This is a genomic window from Oceanispirochaeta sp. M1 (genome assembly GCF_003346715.1).
Classification (GTDB): Bacteria; Spirochaetota; Spirochaetia; order DSM-2461; family DSM-2461; genus Oceanispirochaeta.
The window spans coordinates 15649-34697 of sequence record NZ_QQPQ01000027.1; the positions used below are offsets into that span (position 1 = coordinate 15649).

At 43.5% G+C, this 19049-nt stretch carries 16 protein-coding genes and 1 riboswitch; of the genes, 3 read left to right on the forward strand and 13 right to left on the reverse strand.

Annotation, left to right across the window (positions count from 1 at the left end; translation table 11 throughout):
• Positions 1-55: 55 nt before the first annotated feature.
• From DV872_RS17675 to DV872_RS17735, 13 genes are all read right to left on the reverse strand, one after another.
• On the reverse strand, positions 56-763 hold the full coding sequence (locus tag DV872_RS17675) for an ABC transporter ATP-binding protein (RefSeq protein ID WP_114631278.1): 708 nt from the start codon (positions 761-763) through the stop codon (positions 56-58).
• Positions 756-1550, reverse strand: a complete 795-nt coding sequence (locus DV872_RS17680; protein WP_114631279.1) for an ABC transporter ATP-binding protein — start codon at positions 1548-1550, stop codon at positions 756-758. The genes DV872_RS17675 and DV872_RS17680 overlap by 8 nt, the downstream gene beginning before the upstream one ends.
• On the reverse strand, positions 1547-2692 hold the full coding sequence (locus DV872_RS17685; RefSeq protein WP_230391495.1) for a branched-chain amino acid ABC transporter permease: 1146 nt from the start codon (positions 2690-2692) through the stop codon (positions 1547-1549). The genes DV872_RS17680 and DV872_RS17685 overlap by 4 nt, the downstream gene beginning before the upstream one ends.
• Before the next feature lie 101 nt (positions 2693-2793).
• Positions 2794-3702 carry a branched-chain amino acid ABC transporter permease gene (locus DV872_RS17690; protein WP_114631281.1) on the reverse strand — a complete coding sequence of 303 codons (909 nt, stop codon included), beginning with the start codon at positions 3700-3702 and terminating at the stop codon, positions 2794-2796.
• A gap of 101 nt (positions 3703-3803) precedes the next feature.
• Positions 3804-4922 carry a branched-chain amino acid ABC transporter substrate-binding protein gene (locus DV872_RS17695; protein WP_114631282.1) on the reverse strand — a complete coding sequence of 373 codons (1119 nt, stop codon included), beginning with the start codon at positions 4920-4922 and terminating at the stop codon, positions 3804-3806.
• Positions 4923-5430: 508 nt separating this feature from the next.
• Entirely contained in the window at positions 5431-6687 is a 1257-nt protein-coding gene (purD, locus tag DV872_RS17700) for a phosphoribosylamine--glycine ligase (protein WP_114631283.1), read from the reverse strand.
• A gap of 90 nt (positions 6688-6777) precedes the next feature.
• Positions 6778-8277, reverse strand: a complete 1500-nt coding sequence (purH, locus tag DV872_RS17705) for a bifunctional phosphoribosylaminoimidazolecarboxamide formyltransferase/IMP cyclohydrolase (RefSeq protein ID WP_114631284.1) — start codon at positions 8275-8277, stop codon at positions 6778-6780.
• Between the two features lie 24 nt (positions 8278-8301).
• Positions 8302-8880 (reverse strand): phosphoribosylglycinamide formyltransferase, encoded by a 579-nt coding sequence (gene purN / locus DV872_RS17710; protein ID WP_114631285.1) that lies wholly within the window; start codon positions 8878-8880, stop codon positions 8302-8304.
• On the reverse strand, positions 8868-9869 hold the full coding sequence (gene purM / locus DV872_RS17715; protein WP_199563505.1) for a phosphoribosylformylglycinamidine cyclo-ligase: 1002 nt from the start codon (positions 9867-9869) through the stop codon (positions 8868-8870). Before purM ends, purN begins: the two co-directional genes overlap by 13 nt.
• A gap of 46 nt (positions 9870-9915) precedes the next feature.
• Positions 9916-11313, reverse strand: a complete 1398-nt coding sequence (gene purF, locus DV872_RS17720; RefSeq protein WP_114631287.1) for an amidophosphoribosyltransferase — start codon at positions 11311-11313, stop codon at positions 9916-9918.
• A 1-nt stretch (position 11314) separates the two neighbouring features.
• The gene (purC, locus tag DV872_RS17725; protein WP_216664413.1) at positions 11315-12010 is read right to left on the reverse strand and encodes a phosphoribosylaminoimidazolesuccinocarboxamide synthase; all 696 of its coding nucleotides are present in this window, start codon (positions 12008-12010) and stop codon (positions 11315-11317) included.
• Between the two features lie 20 nt (positions 12011-12030).
• Positions 12031-12510, reverse strand: coding sequence for a 5-(carboxyamino)imidazole ribonucleotide mutase (gene purE / locus DV872_RS17730; RefSeq protein ID WP_114631288.1), 480 nt, complete (start codon positions 12508-12510; stop codon positions 12031-12033).
• A gap of 32 nt (positions 12511-12542) precedes the next feature.
• A complete protein-coding gene (locus DV872_RS17735; protein WP_114631289.1) occupies positions 12543-16286 on the reverse strand; it encodes a phosphoribosylformylglycinamidine synthase in 3744 nt (1247 codons plus the stop codon).
• 114 nt (positions 16287-16400) lie between these two features.
• Positions 16401-16501, reverse strand: a riboswitch (purine riboswitch).
• Between the two features lie 270 nt (positions 16502-16771).
• Here DV872_RS17735 and DV872_RS17740 point away from each other — a divergent pair.
• The 3 genes from DV872_RS17740 to DV872_RS17750 are packed head-to-tail and all read left to right on the forward strand — an operon-like array spanning position 16772 to position 19027.
• Positions 16772-17527, forward strand: a complete 756-nt coding sequence (locus DV872_RS17740; protein WP_114631290.1) for a basic amino acid ABC transporter substrate-binding protein — start codon at positions 16772-16774, stop codon at positions 17525-17527.
• Positions 17515-18306: an amino acid ABC transporter permease gene (locus tag DV872_RS17745; RefSeq protein ID WP_114631291.1), complete on the forward strand. Its 792-nt coding sequence runs from the start codon at positions 17515-17517 to the stop codon at positions 18304-18306. The genes DV872_RS17740 and DV872_RS17745 overlap by 13 nt, the downstream gene beginning before the upstream one ends.
• Positions 18296-19027 (forward strand): amino acid ABC transporter ATP-binding protein, encoded by a 732-nt coding sequence (locus tag DV872_RS17750; protein ID WP_114631292.1) that lies wholly within the window; start codon positions 18296-18298, stop codon positions 19025-19027. Before DV872_RS17745 ends, DV872_RS17750 begins: the two co-directional genes overlap by 11 nt.
• Positions 19028-19049 lie beyond the last annotated feature (22 nt).

Genomic DNA, 19049 nt, shown 5'->3' on the forward strand with positions numbered 1-19049 from the left:
GTTTTAATATCAACCTCAGGGCTTTTTCAAATATCTGAAACAGGTATATTCGGGATCAGATTCCCAGATATGCCTTCTTAACATCTTCGTTGGCAAGAAGTTTATCAGCATCATCAGTCATACTTATCCGACCTGTTTCAAGAACATAACCCCGGTGAGCAATCTTCAAAGCCATATTGGCATTCTGCTCTACCAGGAATACTGTAGTATTATTTTCCTTGTTCACTTTCTTGATGATCTCAAATATCTGTTGAACGATAAGAGGCGCCAGTCCAAGTGAAGGCTCATCCAGAAGAAGCAGACGAGGTCTTGCCATCAAGGCTCTTGAGATAGCCAGCATCTGCTGCTCGCCACCACTTAGAGTACCGCCCTGTTGATTTCTTCTCTCTGCAAGACGGGGAAAAAGATCATAAACATAATCAAAATCTTTTTTGATCTCCTCCTTGTCATTTCTCAGAAAAGCACCCATATCAAGATTCTCTTTAACCGAAAGCTGAGGAAAGATTCTTCGACCTTCGGGAACCTGGGAAATCCCAAGAGAGACAATTTTGTCGGGATTCATCTTTGAAATATCCTCTCCTTCAAATTCAATACTGCCCGATTTGATGGGAACAATACCGCAGAGGGACATGAGGGTTGTAGATTTACCGGCACCGTTTGCACCAATCAGTGTAATAATCTCTCCCTCGGAGACATCAATTGATATATCTTTCAGTGCCTGTATGTTTCCGTAATAAGTACTTATATTTTTTATTTTAAGCATCAATATCTTCTCCAAGATAGGCTTTAATAACTTCCTTGTTATTCTTGATTTCCACGGGAGTTCCCTCTGCAATCATTTTACCGTAATCAACGACGTAGATTCTTTCAGAAAGGCTCATAACCAGACTCATATCATGCTCAATCAGAAGAATAGTAATATCCTCGTCCTTCCGCAGTCTCTGAATAAGATCAACAAGATCATTTGTTTCCTGAGGGTTCATTCCTGCCGCAGGCTCATCAAGGAGCAGAAGAAAGGGGTTTGTCGCCATGGCTCTGGCTATTTCCAGCCTTCTCTGTGCACCGTAGGGCAGGTTGCAGGCAAGTTCATTGACATACATTTCCAAACCGATCTTTCTGAGAATTTCGTAACTGTCTTCAATGACCTTGTTTTCCTCGATGCGATTCTTTTTAGTTCTAAGAACAGAACTGAGAATCCCGGACTTAAGGGACTGATGACGGCCGATCATTACATTTTCGAGAACAGACATATTGCTGAACAGTCTTATATTCTGGAAAGTACGGGCAAGACCCTTCTCATTTATTACATTAGGTTTGAGTCCGTTAAGAACTGTGCTTTTACCATCGGGTGTATTTACTTTTACTTCACCCTGTGTAGGGATATATACACCGGTCACACAGTTAAAGAAAGTTGTTTTACCGGCACCATTTGGTCCGATCAGGGCAACAATTTCACCCTTTTTTATATTGAGACTGACATTGTCTACAGCCCGAAGTCCTCCGAATACCATAGACAGGTTATTGACTTCCAGAACGGGAGCATCACTCATGCCTCTACCTCCTGTGAATCATCTTTGTCAGCTGCAAATTTGTAAACCCTTCTAATTTTAGGGATAATACCACCGGGTCTGAAAATCATCATCATTACCAGAGCAATTCCGAAAATGAGCATTCTGTATTGTGAAAATGCTCTCAGATATTCAGGAGTCAGAATAAATATAAGGGCTCCTACTATTACACCTGGAATAGAACCCATACCGCCGATAACAACAACACAGAGAATTACGATGGACTCCCATGTTGTGAAACTTGCGGGATTGATAAAGGTGGTTTTGGCTGCAAATAACACACCCATAAAACCAGCCCAGACTGCTCCCATAGAGAATGCCGTCAGCTTGGCTTTTGTAATATCTATTCCCATGGCCTGACATGCAATTTCATCCTCTCTCATAGCTTCCCAGGCACGGCCCATTTTTGAGCTCTCCATTCTTCTGATTACAAAGATGGTAAAAATGGTAAGACCTATGGCAATAAAATATGTGAAATTAGTAACCTGCGCCAGCTTCAGTTTCTGTCCAAAAAAAGAAGGACGTGCAATATTTGCGATTCCACTTGGTCCGAAGGAGAAGTCATTCCAGTTCTCAAGAACCAGTTTTACGATTTCACCGAACGCCAGAGTTACAATTGCCAGGTAGTCCCCTCTCAGACGTAAAATAGGAAAACCCAGGAGAATACCGAATATGGCACTGAGAAAGGCACCCAGGGGAAGACATATCCAGAAATTTATACCAAAATGATAGAACAGAAGTCCATATGTGTAGGCACCTACAGCATAAAATGCAGCATATCCCAGATGGAGCAGTCCACCGAATCCTACTACGATATTCAAACCCAGACCTAGAACTACATACATAAGAGCTGTAGTCATGATACTGGTCTGATACATTGACATGATAAAGGGATAGAGAATTACAATCAGCACTAAAGTGATCATACTGGAATACCGTACTTTTTTATTCTCCATCTTCTTATTTACAAGCTGTACCAATGTGGGTTTTACAATTTCTGCCCGCTTTTCTTTTCTGACAGACAAGTATTTGCCGATCAGAGTCAGGAAAAAAGTGCCCACACCGATATAAACAAGATTCATCCAGCGCCAGATAAGGGTATCATTTATGGTATTTACTTTCATAACCATTATTGGAAAGGTCAGAAACATAAACCATAAAGAGTTTAAAAGCGCTTTTTTTAAGTCTTTTATATTAAACATCTATTTGTCTCTCTTTTTAAACATCATACTTTCTCATTTTCTTTTCTTCCGAGAAGACCGGAAGGTTTGAAAATAAGAATGACGATCAGAATGATAAAGGCAAAAGCATCTTCATAGTCACTGGAGATGTAACCTGTACCGAAACTTTCGGTCAGACCCAGTACAAAGCTGCCTAATACGGCACCGGGAATACTTCCGATACCTCCCAATACCGCCGCAACAAAGGCTTTTATACCGGCGATAAAACCAATATAGAAGTTGATCTGTCCTATATGAGAACTTATCAGAACACCTCCGAGTGCAGCTGTTGCAGATCCGATGAGGAATGTCAGAGAGATAACCCTGTCTACATTGATACCTACAAGCTTGGCCATATCCGTATCCTGAGCCGTGGCTCTCATGGCCTTACCCATTCTTGTAAATTTTATCAGAATGGTTAAAAGAATCATAACCACCGCTGTTGAAACCAGTATTAAAAACTGAGATGTAGTCATTAAATGTGAAATTGGATCCAGAATCTTCATTTCAGGAAGTAAATTGGGAAACGGAAGAAAATCTGAAGTCTGTGCCAGCAGAACATAATTCTGAAGGAAAATGGACATACCTATAGCAGAAATGAGAACAGAAAGCCGCGGGGCTTTTCTCAAAGGCCGGTAAGCCAGTTTTTCGATTGTAACACCATAGGCAGCCGAATAAATAATGGCAGCCAGACAGGCAAGTACAAATATTAGGATCGGATTGAGGCCTGTCATTGCCAGAGCCGCTCCGATTATGAGTGCAGTGAAAGCACCAATCATATAAATTTCACCGTGGGCAAAATTTATAAGTTTAATAATACCGTAAACCATGGTGTATCCCAGTGCTATAAGAGCATAGATACTTCCACGGGTAAGTCCGCCCAGGAAAAGGGAAAAAAAGTACTCAAGGTTCATGAAATAATATTTCTCCTATTTTTTAAATCCCCATAGAAAACCGGGAGCAGACACAAATAAGTATCTGCTCCGGATTATTTTAAGAGGTAGATTCGGAAAACTTATTTAAGTTCTACGTAAACACCGTTCTGAACCTGGTATACAGCAAAACCTACACCAATGGCATCACCATTTGCATCAAAGCTGATTTTACCAAGAGGAGTTTCTACATATTCACTTCTCAGTGCAGCAGAAACTGCTTCATATTCGGTAGTACCGGCTTTATCGATAGCATTCAGTACAGCGATTGTAGCAGCATAAGCATTCAGGAAGAAAGCACCGGGCTCTTCTCCATATTTTGCTTTGTGATCTTCAACAGCTTTAACAGCCATGGGGTTGGAAGAAGTATCTACAGGACCTGTAGCATATACACCTTCTGAATACTCACCGGCAACCTTGATAAATGTGGGGTCCTTAACACCGTCGTCCGACAGGAAGGCAATATCCATATTTTTCTTTTTCATCTGGCTGATCAGTTTTGAAGCTTCGGGGTGATATCCACCGAAAATTACAGCTTCAGCACCAGAGTTTCCAACTTTATTGATGATCGCAGAATAGTCTACAGCACCAACCTGAATACCTTCATACAGAACAACTTCAACACCGGATCTGGTTTCAAGCTGTGCTTTACAGAACTCGGCAAAACCTTTTCCGTAGTCACCCTTATCATGAAGTACAGCAATCTTTTTGAATCCCATCTTATCAACAGCAAAAGTTACTTCAACATCAGCCTGAGCATCATCGGGAGCGATGGTTCTCAGGAAGTTGGGATAATCTCCGCTCTTTGTCAGAGGAGGGTTGGTAGCAGAAGGAGAAATTGTAATGATATTTTCATCCTTGTAGATACCCAGTGCCGCTTTTGTAGCACCACTGCAGATATGACCGATAACCGCTACAACTTCTTCACCTACAAGTTTTGCAGCTGTGTTTGTAGCCACTTCAGGTTTACATACATCATCTTCAATTACGAGTTCAATTTGTTTTCCAAGTACACCGCCCTTGGCGTTATACATATCAACAACAAGTTCAGCAGCCTTGATGGAAGGAATACCATAAGACGCAAGGTCTCCCGAATGAGCACCAGCAACACCGATTTTAATTGTTCCACCTTCTCCCTGACCTGTGGCAAAAGCGCCGAAGGTTACGAAAGAAATAAGTAGAAGTACTAAGATCTTTTTCATTTTTTTCTCCTTGTACAAGTAATAACCTTTTATAAGGTTGCTACTTTTTATAGGATTAAAAGTGTGAATTGTCAATGTTTAGTTAATAGGAACACAAAATTGATAGAGAAACACCATTTTTGCAGCTAATTCAGATATTTATGGAAAATATTTAATTGAAAAATACGTTTTTCTTAATAAAACCTTCATTTTTACATATAATCTGTTGTTCATTTTCATATTACATTATAATAATCATGTCAAAACGCCTATTTTATATTAGTAGAGAACTCATCTTTTAACAACTTAAGTGTTGTCAACTGTTATTTTCACTCTTTTTTTTCTTAAAAAAAATCCAAAAAATACAATTTTGTTGTTTTTTGGATATTAAAAAAAATATTGAAAAATTGGAAACCATTGTTTTTCAGTAACTTTTTACTGTTTTAAAAAAACAAAAATATGATTATTAACGAAGCCCTGCCGGTACTGTTATTTTTCAAAGACAGGGTATACAAAAACTTTTACATAATCAGCCAATGACATCACCACCGATATCTCTTCTGAACACAGCATCCTGAAACGAAATTTTGGATACATCCTCATAACATGCCTTCCTGGCAGCCTCCAGATCGTGGGCTGTGGCGACCACATTAAGAACCCGCCCTCCGGAACTGTATAAAACATTATCTTTCAGAGAGGCTCCCGCTATAAAGACAGAAGCGGAACAATCTTTAATACCACTGATAAGTTTATTCTTCTCATATGCCTCCGGATATCCTCCGGACGCCATAACTACGCAGCAGGAGCTTCCCTCTTTCCACTTAGGAGTACAACTCTCCAGGGAGCCCTCAAGGGCAGCCTGGATCATCTCCAGAAGATCAGAGTCAAGAAGGGCCAGAACCGCCTGAGTCTCGGGATCTCCCATCCTCAGATTGTATTCGAGGAGATAGACTCCCCTCTCGTTTATCATCAAACCAAAGAAGATCACACCGGCAAACTGTAGTCCCTCTTCAGCAAGCCCCCTGATTGTGGGCTTCATTATCTCTTCCTGAAAGAGAGACAGAACCTTTTCATCAACATAAGGATTAGGAGAAATGACACCCATCCCCCCTGTATTAGCACCGCTCTCCCCTTCACCGATTTTCTTGTGATCCTTGGCACTGAGTAGAGGCAATATTGTCTTTCCATCATAAAATGAGAGAATTGAGGCTTCAACACCCTCCAGAAACTCTTCAATCACTATACTGTCCCCTGCAGCTCCAAACTTCTTATCACTCATTAGAGCATTAAGAGCCTCAAAAGCCTCATCCCGGTTCTGACAGATAAGGACTCCCTTTCCGGCAGCCAGGCCGTCAGCCTTGAGGACTATAGGGAAATCACAGCTCTCAAGAAACCTTCCGGCATCTTTCAGATTGCTGAAATTTTCATAGGCAGCCGTTTTTATTCCATATTTTTTCATAAAATCTTTCGCAAGACATTTGCTGCCTTCCAGAACTGCAGCGTCCCTGTGGGGTCCCAGAACAGGAATTCCCTTCTCTTTGAAAAGATCCGCAATCCCTGCAACCAGCATATCCTCAGAACCCGGCAGTGCCAGATCTATATCTTTTTCGGCTGCAAATTCAGCCAGGGCACGAATATCTGTCAGTGCTATGTTCTCACAGCCCTCTTCGCGAGCCGTACCTCCGTTTCCGGGTGCACAATAGACTTTAGTAACAGAAGGATTCTGAAGCAGCTTAGCTACGAGAGCGTGTTCTCTCCCTCCACTGCCGGTTACGAGTATTTTCATCCAGGACTCCCTATGTGCTGCCGAAGCCGGTTTAAGGCTTCGGCGGTTTCTTTGATCAGGCCTAAGGGCCTCAATAGCTTGGCTGTAATATTAATGTTTAAAGTGACGCATCCCTGTAAAGATCATAGGGATTCCCCTTTCGTTACAGGCTTTGATTGAATCCTTATCCCGTATGGAACCACCGGGCTGAATAATAGCCTTGATTCCTTTTTCAGCACACAGAGTAACTACATCATCAAAGGGGAAGAATGCATCAGAAGCCAGGACTGTTCCGTCACCGGCTCTTTCAATGGCCTGCTGTGCAGCCCAGATCCTGTTCGTCTGACCTGTACCGATTCCTGTGGCCTTGCTGTCCTTGACTACAACGATGGCATTGGATTTAACATGCTTTACAACTTTCTGTCCGAAAATCAAATCTTCTTTCAGTGAGGGATCAGGCTGAGCCTCGGTAACAACTTCAAAATCTTTTGAGAAACTGAGATCCGCATCCTGAACCAGAATTCCACCGTCCACTTTAACGATTTCAAGGGGATCTGAAGGTGTATTATCAGTCTGAATGATTCTCAGATTCTTTTTACCCTTAAGTACTTCCAGAGCGTCGTCTGAAAAGGAAGGTGCTACAACGATTTCCAGAAAGATTTTTACCATCTCCTGAGCGGCCTCTTTTGTCACTTCTCTGTTAAGAGCAACAATACCACCGAATATTGAAGTGGGATCACATTCGTAAGCCTTGATATAGGCATCCGCAGCATCTTTCCCGAGGGCAACACCACAGGGAGTTGAATGTTTCAGACCGCAGCAGGCGATTTCTTCAAACTCATTGACGATCTTCCAGGCCACATCCATATCACGAATATTATTGAATGAAAGCTCCTTGCCCCCAAGCTGTTTAAAATCACTGAATGCACCGCCGCCCCACGTATTGGTATAGAAGGCAGCCTTCTGGTGGGGGTTTTCACCGTAACGGAGGTCCATATTTTTTTTATAGGAGCCATTCAGGAAAGCCGGCATTGAGTCACGGTTCAGGAAAAACTGACTGATTGCACCGTCATAGGCAGAAGTAAGATTGAAAACTTTTCCTGCCAGAGTTTTTCTTGTATCAAAAGAGACATCACCGGCTTCTTTCATCTCATCCATTACGGTGGTGTAATCTTCTGTATTACAGAGGACTGTTACGTCCTGGAAGTTTTTGGCAGCTGAGCGCAGCATGGTAGGACCGCCGATATCAATAAACTCGACTTTTTCTTCAAAACTCTTATCAGTTTCCACCTCATCAAAAAAAGGATACAGATTTACAACAACCATATCGATTGTTCCAATTCCCTCCTCTTTCAATGTAGACATATGCTCATCATTATCTCTAATGGCAAGGATTCCGCCGTGTATTACAGGATGGAGAGTCTTCACTCTTCCGTCCAGCATCTCACGGCCGCCAGTTACTGCTGCCACTTCAACCGGCTCCAGCCCCTGTTCCTGCAGATATCGGTAAGTTCCGCCTGTAGAAACGATTTCCCATCCTTCTGCCTTGAGAAATTTTCCCAATTCGAGAATTCCATCTTTTTTGAAAACACTGATAAGCGCTCTTTTCATTTATCCCTTCCCTAATACGAGGTTTTATTGACTTTGTTTAATAAGAATATTTACGGCTTCCACCAGAGCAATATGCTCCTGTACCAATATTCTGTCCTGAAGATCTTCAGGACTGTCTCCGTTTTCAACAGGAACTTCCTTCTGCAGGATTATTTTACCAGTATCCACACCTATTTCCACAAAATGGACTGAACATCCGCTTTTCCTGCGTCCTGCTTCGACCACGGCACGATGTACATTCATTCCATACATTCCCTTGCCGCCGAAATCAGGCAGAAGAGCCGGATGAATGTTTATAATTTTCCCCTGCCATGCACTGACAAATTCAGGACTGAGAATCGACAGGTATCCAGCAAGAACTATAAGATCCGTATCTATTGGAATTTTTTCCATTATCTTTTCAGAAAGATCTCTCTTATGGACTTTTCTGTCAATAAGATAACAACTGATATCTGAAGCAGCAGCACGCTCAAGACCATAGGCTGATCTGTCACTTATTACAGTTGTAATAATCCCGTTACCAAGATTGCCGGAATTGGATGCATCAATAAGTGACTGAAGATTGGAACCGCCTCCGGAAATGAGGACAGCTATTTTAAACATAAGGGCTCTGCACCTTTACTGATATACCCGAGTACCGCAACCTGTTCACCTGATTCTTCAAGAGATTTTTTAAATCCTTCAGCCTCAGATTCTCTTACCACAAGAATCATTCCGACGCCCATATTAAAAGTTCCCCACATCTCTTCCCGGGGGACTCCCTTTTTCTGAAGCCAGTCAAATATGGGAAGAACCGGAATATCTGCCTTATTTACATTCGCTGTAAATCCAGCGGGAATAGTACGTGGAAGATTTTCGGGGATTCCTCCGCCCGTAATATGTGCCATACCACTTACAGCTCCAGGATGCATCTTCATGGCAGAGAGAACTGTTTTTACATAAACCCTTGTTGGTTTCATCAGTTCTTTGTAAACAGGTTCTCCCTGAAAATCTTCATCAAGATCCTTAACAAGTGAACGGACAAGGCTGAAACCATTGGAATGAACACCGCTTGATGCCAGTCCCAGAAGGATATCTCCCTCTTGTATGGCTTCACCATTGATGATTTCATCTCTTTCAACGGCACCCACACAGAAACCGGCCATATCGTAATCACCGTCTTTATAGAATCCCGGCATCTCGGCAGTTTCACCACCAACAAGAGAACAGTCTGCATCCTTACAGGCAGCAGCCATTCCCAGAACAATTCGGCTGGAAACATCTGAATCCAGCTTTCCGCAGGCCAGATAATCAAGAAAGAAAAGAGGTTTGGCCCCCTGACAGAGAATGTCATTGGCACACATGGCAAAGCAGTCCTGTCCGACAGTGTCATAAAGATTTTTTGCAAAGGCAATGGCCAGCTTTGTTCCCACTCCGTCGGTACCGGAAACCAGTACGGGATTTTTATAATCCTTTAAAGCATAAAGAGAGGCAAAACTGCCCAGTCCTGAAAGGACGTTTTCATTATGAGTCTCGGCAACAGCAGCCTTGATCTTATCAACGGCTTTGTAACCCTCTTCCTTATCAACACCAGAATCCTTATATGTGTGCATTATACCTTCCGTATTTTATTTATTACTCAGTAAAATCTTGATCAGCTCAGTTATTGGGAGTCAGAGGATAAATACCCGTAAGACATCCGTTGCAAAAATGGGTCTCTTCAGGACTCAATGCCCGGGTCAGACCTTCAAGACTTATATAACCCAGGCTGTCTGCACCTATTTCCTTGCATATTTCCTGAACATCCCTGCCGCTGGCAATAAGCTGTTCAGTATCGGGAGTATCGATCCCGAAATAACAGGAGTGTTTAATTGGCGGAGAGACTATTCCCAGATGAACTTCTGCGGCTCCGGCCTTTCGCATCAGCGCAACCAGATGACGGCTTGTAGTTCCTCTGACAATTGAATCATCAATAAGGATGACCCGCTTACCCTCAACTACGGATTTAACAACATTGAGCTTCACAGAGACAGCCTTCTCACGCATCTCCTGGGAGGGTGCGATAAAGGTTCTTCCAATATATCTGTTTTTAATAAACCCCATTTCAAAGGGAATACCCGAGGCTTGTGAATAACCTATGGCTGCAGACAGACCTGAATCCGGTACGGCCACGACGATATCTGCATCAACAGGATTTTCCTTGTAGTACTCCGCACCGCACCTCTTACGCGCCTGCATAACATTGATCCCGTCAATCTGACTGTCAGGCCTTGCGAAATAGATATATTCAAAGATACAGGTAGACAGATTTGAAGAACTGTCATGGCCCAGTGAGTTCACACCGGTTTCATCAATAACAACGATTTCTCCTGGTTCAAGATCTCTTACAAATTCGGCACCCACAGTATTGAGAGCACATGATTCAGAGGATAAAATCCAGCAGTCATTCAGTTTGCCGAGGCACAGAGGTCTGATGCCGTGAGGATCCCGGACTCCGATAAGCTTATTATCAATAAAGAGAACAATAGCATAGGAGCCTTTAATGGCCTGTGCAGCGTCTCTTACCGCTTTTTCTATCCCCTTGGAGGCACCTCTGGCGACCATATTCAGTATGACTTCAGTATCACTGCTTGTCTGAAAAATAGCCCCGCCGTCTTCCATGAGTGAACGGATAATTTCTGCATTAACCAGATTGCCATTATGAGCAACCGCAAGGGATCCGAGTTTACAGTGACCTTCCAGAGGCTGAGCATTGACAATGCTGCTGTCTCCGGCCGTGGTATAACGTACATGACCGATAGCAGCATTTCCGCCGTTCAATTCCTGTACCGCATTATCCCGAAAGACTTCTGAAACAAGTCCCATCCCTTTTTTTGTAGAGAGATTTCCTTCGTGACTGACCGTAATTCCGGCACTCTCCTGACCCCGGTGCTGCAGTCCGAGAAGACCAAGATAGGTCATTTCGGCAGCAGGGCAGTCGGATAGGGAGTAAATACCGAAAACTCCGCACTCTTCATGCAGTTTATCGTCCAGAGGCTGAGCTTCATGGGGTATCATATCAACCTTTTTCCACTCTGGAGAGGATCTCTTTATAAGCTTCCTGAATATTACCAAGGTCTCTTCTGAATCTGTCTTTATCCAGTTTCTGTCCGGTTTCCTTATCCCAGAAACGGCAGGTGTCCGGGCTTATTTCATCGGCCAGTAGAAGTGTACCGTCTGCCGTTTTGCCGAATTCCAGCTTGAAGTCAATCAGACGGATTCCCTGTTTGTCAAAGAATGCTGTCATGATTCTGTTTACATCCGCTGTGATGGCATAGATCTGCTTCAGTTCTTCGTAAGTGCTGAGTCCCATGGCAACTGCATGGTGGTCATTGATCAGGGGATCCCCTAAATCATCATTTTTATAGCAGATTTCAAATATTGTATTGGATATTTCAGTGCCCTCTTCAATACCAAGTCTCTTGGACATGCTTCCGGCGATTACATTTCGTACAATGACTTCCAGAGGGACAATGGTGACAGCCTTACACAGCTGATCCCGGTCATCCAGTTTTTCAACAAAGTGGGTGGGTACTTTTTTTTCTTCAAGAAGTTTGAACAGAGCTGTGGTTATTGCATTATTGAATACACCCTTATCTGCAATCTGTCCTTTTTTCTCACCGTTAAAAGCTGTAGCATCATCTTTGTAGCTGACAATTACATAGGCAGGATCGTTTGTAGCATAGACCTTCTTAGCCTTACCTTCATACATCATTTCCGTCTTCTGAATATCTTTCACAATTCGACTCCCTCGCTGTTGTCAGCAATAAAATTTTCTTTCATATCTTTTCTGAACTGAATCAGTTTTTCTTTAATGTCCGGATACTTTATAGCCAGAATCTGAACTCCGAGCATGGCTGCGTTGTATGAGTTATTCACACCAACCGTTGCCACAGGAATTGATTTAGGCATCTGAACTATGGAAAACAGTGCATCCATCCCATGGAATGCGGCATCCAGAGGAACACCGATAACAGGAAGGATGGTTTTTGATGCGACAACTCCCGGGAGATGAGCCGAAAGGCCCGCCCCGGCAATGATAAACTCGCAACCCTCATCTTCCAGTCTTCTTATGACTTCGACCAGTTTTTCCGGAACCCTGTGAGCAGAAAGAATATGAGCTTCATATTCAACTCCGAATTCCTTTAAGCAATCAGCGGCGCCTTTCATCTTCTCCTGATCTGAACGGCTGCCGAAAAAAATTGCACATTTCATATTTGACTCCTTATGTCCTACCGAGGCGATGGTTATTTAAAATATTGAACTCCCGATTCAAAGAGTGACTGATACTTCTCACCGGGTATGTTTTTAAAATTATCAGAACTGAAACGTTCGCTATGTCCCATCTTTCCAAGGATTCTGCCGCATTCAGAAATAATTCCCTCTATGGCCAGATCCGAACCATTTGGATTGAAACGGGGGTTCATTACGGCCCTTCCATCAGAATCTGTATACTGAAATGCAATCTGACCATTTTTCACCAGATCATTCAGCACAGCCTCGGGAGCCGTAAAACGTCCCTCTCCGTGAGAGACTGCAATTTCATGTAAATCTCCTGCTGCCATGGATTGAAGCCAGGGTGACCCGGTACTGCAGACCTTTGTAGTGACCATACGGGATATATGTCTGTTATTTATATTTCGAGCCAGTGTGGGTGCCTCGGCGCTTAGCTCCTGAACTCTTCCGTAGGGAAGCAGGCCGGATTTAACAAGGGCCTGAAATCCGTTACAGATCCCCAGTATCAGACCGTCCCGCTCCAGAAGCTTATGAACCGCTTCGGCAACTTCAGGGTTTCTGAGAACATTAGCTATAAACTTACCTGAGCCTTCGGGTTCATCACCTGCTGAAAAGCCTCCAGAGAGCATCAGGATCTGAGATCCATTGATTCCCTCAACCATTTTATCAAGACTTGCCAGAACATCAGAACGGTCTCTATTACAGAAAACAGTACTCAATGTATCAGCCCCAGCCTCACGGAAAGAGCGCTCCGTATCATACTCACAGTTTGTTCCCGGAAAAACAGGTATAAAAGCCTTTGGTTTTCCCCTGGACAGATCTGAAACAGTTGAAGCAGCTGGAGAATTGGAAGGGGTGAACACCTTGATCTCACAGCTTTCAGCAGCTCCATTGTCCGGATCATCGGGAAAGACGGTGTCCAGTGTACTTTTCCAGCTTTGAACCGCATCATCGATAGTAAGCTTAAAAGATATAAAATCCAGAACTGATGAATCCTTTGTCTGCCCCAGCAGTATCAGACCGGGATATTCATTACATAGAGAGTCATCCGCAGATTCAAAGATTATCTCACCCCGTCCCTTATCAAAAAGAGGAAGATCTGAGTCAGCTAGTCTGAATCCCACAGAGTTACCGGCGGCCATTCTGAATATCTGGGCAGCAATTCCGCCCTCTTTTACAGTGGCGGCACTCAGAACCCTAGCTTCTTTTATCCAGGATTCCATCCTGTCAAAAGAGGCCTTGAGGATCTCCCACAGGGGCAGCTGATATTCATCAACTGAAACAGGAAGCATATAAACGGTGTTTCCACTCTTTTTGAATTCAGAAGAGACCGTATTTTCAATATCAGCCGTTGTTACGGCAAAAGAGATCAGTGTAGGGGGCACATGAATATCATGAAAGGTACCGGACATACTGTCCTTTCCGCCTATAGCAGGGATATCCAGCTGCTCCTGAACCTCAAGAGCACCTAGAAGTGCTGCCAGAGGAAGTCCCCAGTTTTCAGGATCTTTTCCAAGACGTTTAAAATACTCCTGAAAACTCAGACGGGCCTTTCTCCATCGTCCTCCACTCGCCGTCAGACGTGCAAGGGATGTAACAACGGCATGAATACTTCCGTGATATGGACTCCAGCGGCTGACTTCCGGATCAAATCCATAGGCCATAAGACTGCAGGTTTTTGTTTTCCCCCCGGGAACAGGCAGTTTATGGATGGACGCCTCAGATTCGCTGAGCTGCAGTGCACCGCCGTAGGGCATCTGAACTGTTCCGGCTCCGATGGAGGCATCAAACATCTCCACAAGACCTTTCTGGGAACAGACATTAAGATCTTTAAGAACTGTATGCATTTTCTCTTTTTCAGAAAGAGCAGGATCAATTTTTTCAGTTTTTGCATAAGGATTAACATCCCAGTCTATCTTCGGCAGAACTGCATCGGTGGACTGTCTGACACCGTTGGTATCAAGAAAATCACGATCCAGATCCACAACGGCTTTACCACCCCAGTTAAGGACCAGTCTGTTTTCTACAGTTACATCGGCAACATGAGTTGCATCCAGATTTTCCTCGGAAGCAAAGGCTATAAGTGCATCCATGTCTTCCGGAGCAACAACCACAGCCATTCTCTCCTGGGATTCAGATATTGCAAGTTCTGTACCACTGAGACCCTTATATTTTGTAGGTACTTTATCAAGATCTATTATCAGGCCGGGAGCAAGCTCACCGATAGCAACAGAGACACCCCCTGCTCCGAAATCATTACATTTCTTGATCAGAGCTGTTAGTTCAGGATTTCTGAAAAGCCTCTGGATTTTACGCTCTTCCGGAGCATTACCCTTCTGAACTTCGGCACTGCAGCTTTCAAGGGATTCACTCGTATGTTCCTTGGAAGACCCCGTGGCACCTCCGCATCCGTCGCGTCCGGTTTTACCACCGATGAGCACTATTGCATCTCCGGGTTCTGGAGACTCTCTGCGAACCATCTCTTCAGGTACGGCTCCCACCACTGCACCGACTTCCATACGCTTTGCCTTATAACCGGGATCGTAGATCTCCCTGACAAAGGTTGTAGCCAGACCAATCTGGTTACCATATGAGCTATATCCATGGGCTGCGGTTCTGGTAATATATTTCTGGGGGAGTTTCCCCGGAGTGGTATTCTCCATGGATTCAGTTGGATCGGAAGCACCTGTGATTCTCATTGCCTGATATACATAGGAACGCCCTGAAAGGGGGTCTCTGATGGCACCGCCGATACAGGTGGATGCACCCCCGAATGGTTCAATCTCTGTAGGATGATTATGAGTTTCATTTTTAAACATCAGAAGCCAGGGTTCCTCCCTGCCGTTTACATCAACCTTGATCCTGACTGAACAGGCATTGATCTCTTCTGAAACTTCCATATCATCCAGAAGTCCCTCATTACGCATCCGGCGTCCCGAGATGGTTGCCAGATCCATCAATGTCTGAGGTTTCTCTTCCCGCTCACATAGCCGGCGGATGCTTTTATAATGATTCAGTGTCTGTTCAAGTTTCTCCTGGAATCTATCCCGGGGAAGAATAATATTTCTTAACTCTGTTTCGAATGTGGTATGCCGGCAATGATCCGACCAGTAAGTATCGAGTACTCGAATTTCAGTTTCTGTGGGACTCCGCTTCTCGATGTTCCCGAAATACTCCTGACAGGATTTTATATCCTCTACCGACATGGCGAGTCCCATTGAACGTATAATGGAGGCAGGGTCATCAGAATTGAAGCTGTCCAGATAAGGTACCTTATCCGCTGCGGATCCCAGATCAAAAAGAGAATGCCCTGAAAGATTTTTCTCTCTGGCTTCTACAGGGTTGATGCAGTATGTCTTTATTCTATCCAGATCAGAGGCAGTGATATGTCCCTCAAGGAGGATCAGCTTACTGCTTCGGACAACTCCGGACCAGTCCGGATAGATCAGGTGAATACACTGAGCCGCTGAATCTGCTCTCTGATCAAACTGTCCCGGAAGATATTCCAGGGCGAAAGATTTCTCTGCAGAAGGGATTTCAATATGAATGAGATCAGAAGGTGTTTCTGAAAATACTGTTGCAGAAATTTTTGTCAGCTGATTATCATCTACTGACGTCAACTCATAGATATTGACTATTCTGACACGACTAACTCCCGAAATACCGAGAGTTTCCTGAAGATCCGACTTTAGACCGCGGGCTTCATTATCCTGCCCCGCTCTTTTCTCTACATAAACACGGAAAAAATCACTCATGTTGTGATGCATTCCTCCTGAATCTTTACGATTCGAATTTTATTTCTGTACTGAATAAAGCTCTTAAGGCAACACATCAACATCTCCAGCGCCATTCCGGGATAGAAAGAAATTGAGGTTTATAGGTAAACTTATAGAAGATCCTTTTCGGGGATCTGTAGAAACTCGCAGAACCATATTATCTGGAATATATAAGCTTTATCTTTTCAGGTGCTCAGCCTATCACTTTAATTTATGAGAATCAACAGGTCAGACAAGTGATTTTTAAGTAATATCAGCAGCATTTCGATTCAGACATTCTTGTATAAATATTTACCGCTCATTCACAGCTCTGCTATAAAGATACTGGCCATATAGTACAAAAACGTAGTTTTTGCCTATATAATTGCAATTTTTCATACTAATTATGCGAAATCACTTTATAAGACGGTAAGTTTCTGGTATAAATATAATAAATCAAAAATATGAGCAAATGGAGTTCAGTTATGAAAAAAATCTTATTTCTCTCCCTGATCCTGATTATGAGTGCTTCCGTACTATTTATTACAGGCTGCAGTAAGAAAGAAGACAGTAGTGTTATTACAATCGCATCAGATGCCACATGGCCTCCCATGGAGTTTCTGAATGAAAATAAAGAAATCATAGGTTTTGATGTAGACCTTATCAAAGCTGCAGCAAAAGCAGGTGGTTTTGAAGTAAAAGTAGTAAACACTGCATGGGACGGAATTTTTGCAGGTCTGGCCAATGGTAACTATGATGCCGTTATTTCTTCAGTAACCATTACAGATGATAGAAAAGCAGCTATGGACTTTTCAGTTCCCTATATCAATGCTGGTCAGGTTCTGATTGTAGCTAAAGAATCATCCGGAATGACAACTCTTGCTGATATGGCAGGAAAAAAAGTCGGTGCACAGATCGGAACAACCGGTGCTATCGCTATTTCTGATGCCGGAAATGTTGAACTGAAAACCTATGATGAGCTTGGTCTGGCCATTGAAGATCTGGCTAACGGAAACATTGAAGGTGTAGTTGCTGACAGCCCCATCGCAGCAGACTATGTTCTCGGAAATGATACGTACAAATCTGTACTTGAAATTGTTGGTGAACCCTTTACTGATGAATTCTACGGTGTAGCCGTTAAGAAAGGTAACAGTGATATTCTTGCTATACTTAACGCAGGTCTTGAGTCTGTTATCGCATCCGGCGAAAGAGACGAGCTGATCAATAAATGGCTTCGCTAGATAATAATCATCCCCGGATTGAAGTCACAGATGGAGCCCTTATTCCCGCTAAAGGAAATAAGGGGCTCTTTTCGTCCTGGCAGATTACTTTTTTCGGTGCCGTTGCGGTACTGATTCTTCTGCCGGTTCTCAAACCGGATCCATACTTAAGAATTCTGAAATTTCTTCCTGATGGTATTCTGATTACCTTTGAAGTTACTGTGATGGCAATTATCTGTGCCACTTTCATAGGCCTTCTTACAGGGTTGGGACAGATATCCAGGAATGTTGTCTATAACCGGGTGGCAACGGTATATGTAGAGCTGATCCGCGGGATACCCCTGCTGGTACAGTTATTCTACATCTACTTTGCCCTTGGTAAATTTTTGAATATTCAGGGAATGGTTGCCGCTGTTATTGCAATGGCTGTCTGTTATGGTGCCTATATGGGAGAGATTTTCCGTGCAGGTATTCAGTCAATTCCCAAAGGACAGATGGAAGCGGCTATTGCTCTTGGAATGTCCCGGGGACAGGCTCTGAGACTGATTATACTTCCACAGACTATGCGGGTCATACTTCCTGCAATCGGAAATGAGTTTATCGCTCTTCTGAAAGACTCCTCCCTGGTGTCGGTTCTGGCAATATCAGACCTGCTCCGCAGAGGTAGAGAGTTTGCATCCACCAGCTTTCTGTATTTCGAAAGTTATACTATGGTAGCACTGGTATATCTTGTGTTAACCCTCTTCCTCTCGCGCATGGTTGCCATAATGGAAGAAAGGATGGCATACCGTGGAAAATAGAATCAGCATAAAAGACGCCGTCAAGGATTTTGGAATTGTAAAGGCTCTAAATGGAGCAAGTCTTGATATTAAAAGTGGTGAGGTTGTTCTTATTATCGGTCCTTCGGGCAGCGGTAAGAGTACACTACTCCGTTCTGTTAACAGACTTGAAGTACTTACGGAAGGTGAAATCTTCATTGATGGTGAAAGTGTTACAGATCCCGATTCTGACATAAGGCAGATAAGAGAAGAGGTTGGAATGGTATTCCAGGATTTCAATCTCTTCCCTCACCTTTCTGTTCTGGAGAATATTTCAATTTCTCCCAGACAGGTAAAAAAAGAGACCAAAACTTCCGCCGAAGAGAATGCAATGCGTCTCCTGAAACGGGTAGGTCTTGAAGAGAAAGCAGCTTCCTACCCCGGAGAACTTTCGGGTGGACAGAAGCAGAGGGTCGCCATAGCAAGAGCTCTGGCAATGAATCCCAAGGTTATGCTTTTTGACGAGCCCACATCAGCCCTCGATCCTGAAATGGTCAAGGAAGTTCTGGATGTAATGCTGGATCTGGCTAAAGACGGAATGACCATGATGGTTGTTTCCCATGAAATGGGATTTGCCAGAGCTGCTGCGGACAGAGTTATTTTTATGGATGAAGGACAAATTGTAGAAGAAGGAAAGCCTTCTGAAATATTTGACAATGCCAAAGAGGAACGAACCAGACAATTCCTGAAGCATATCCTATAGGATTTTTCAGACATCCCATATC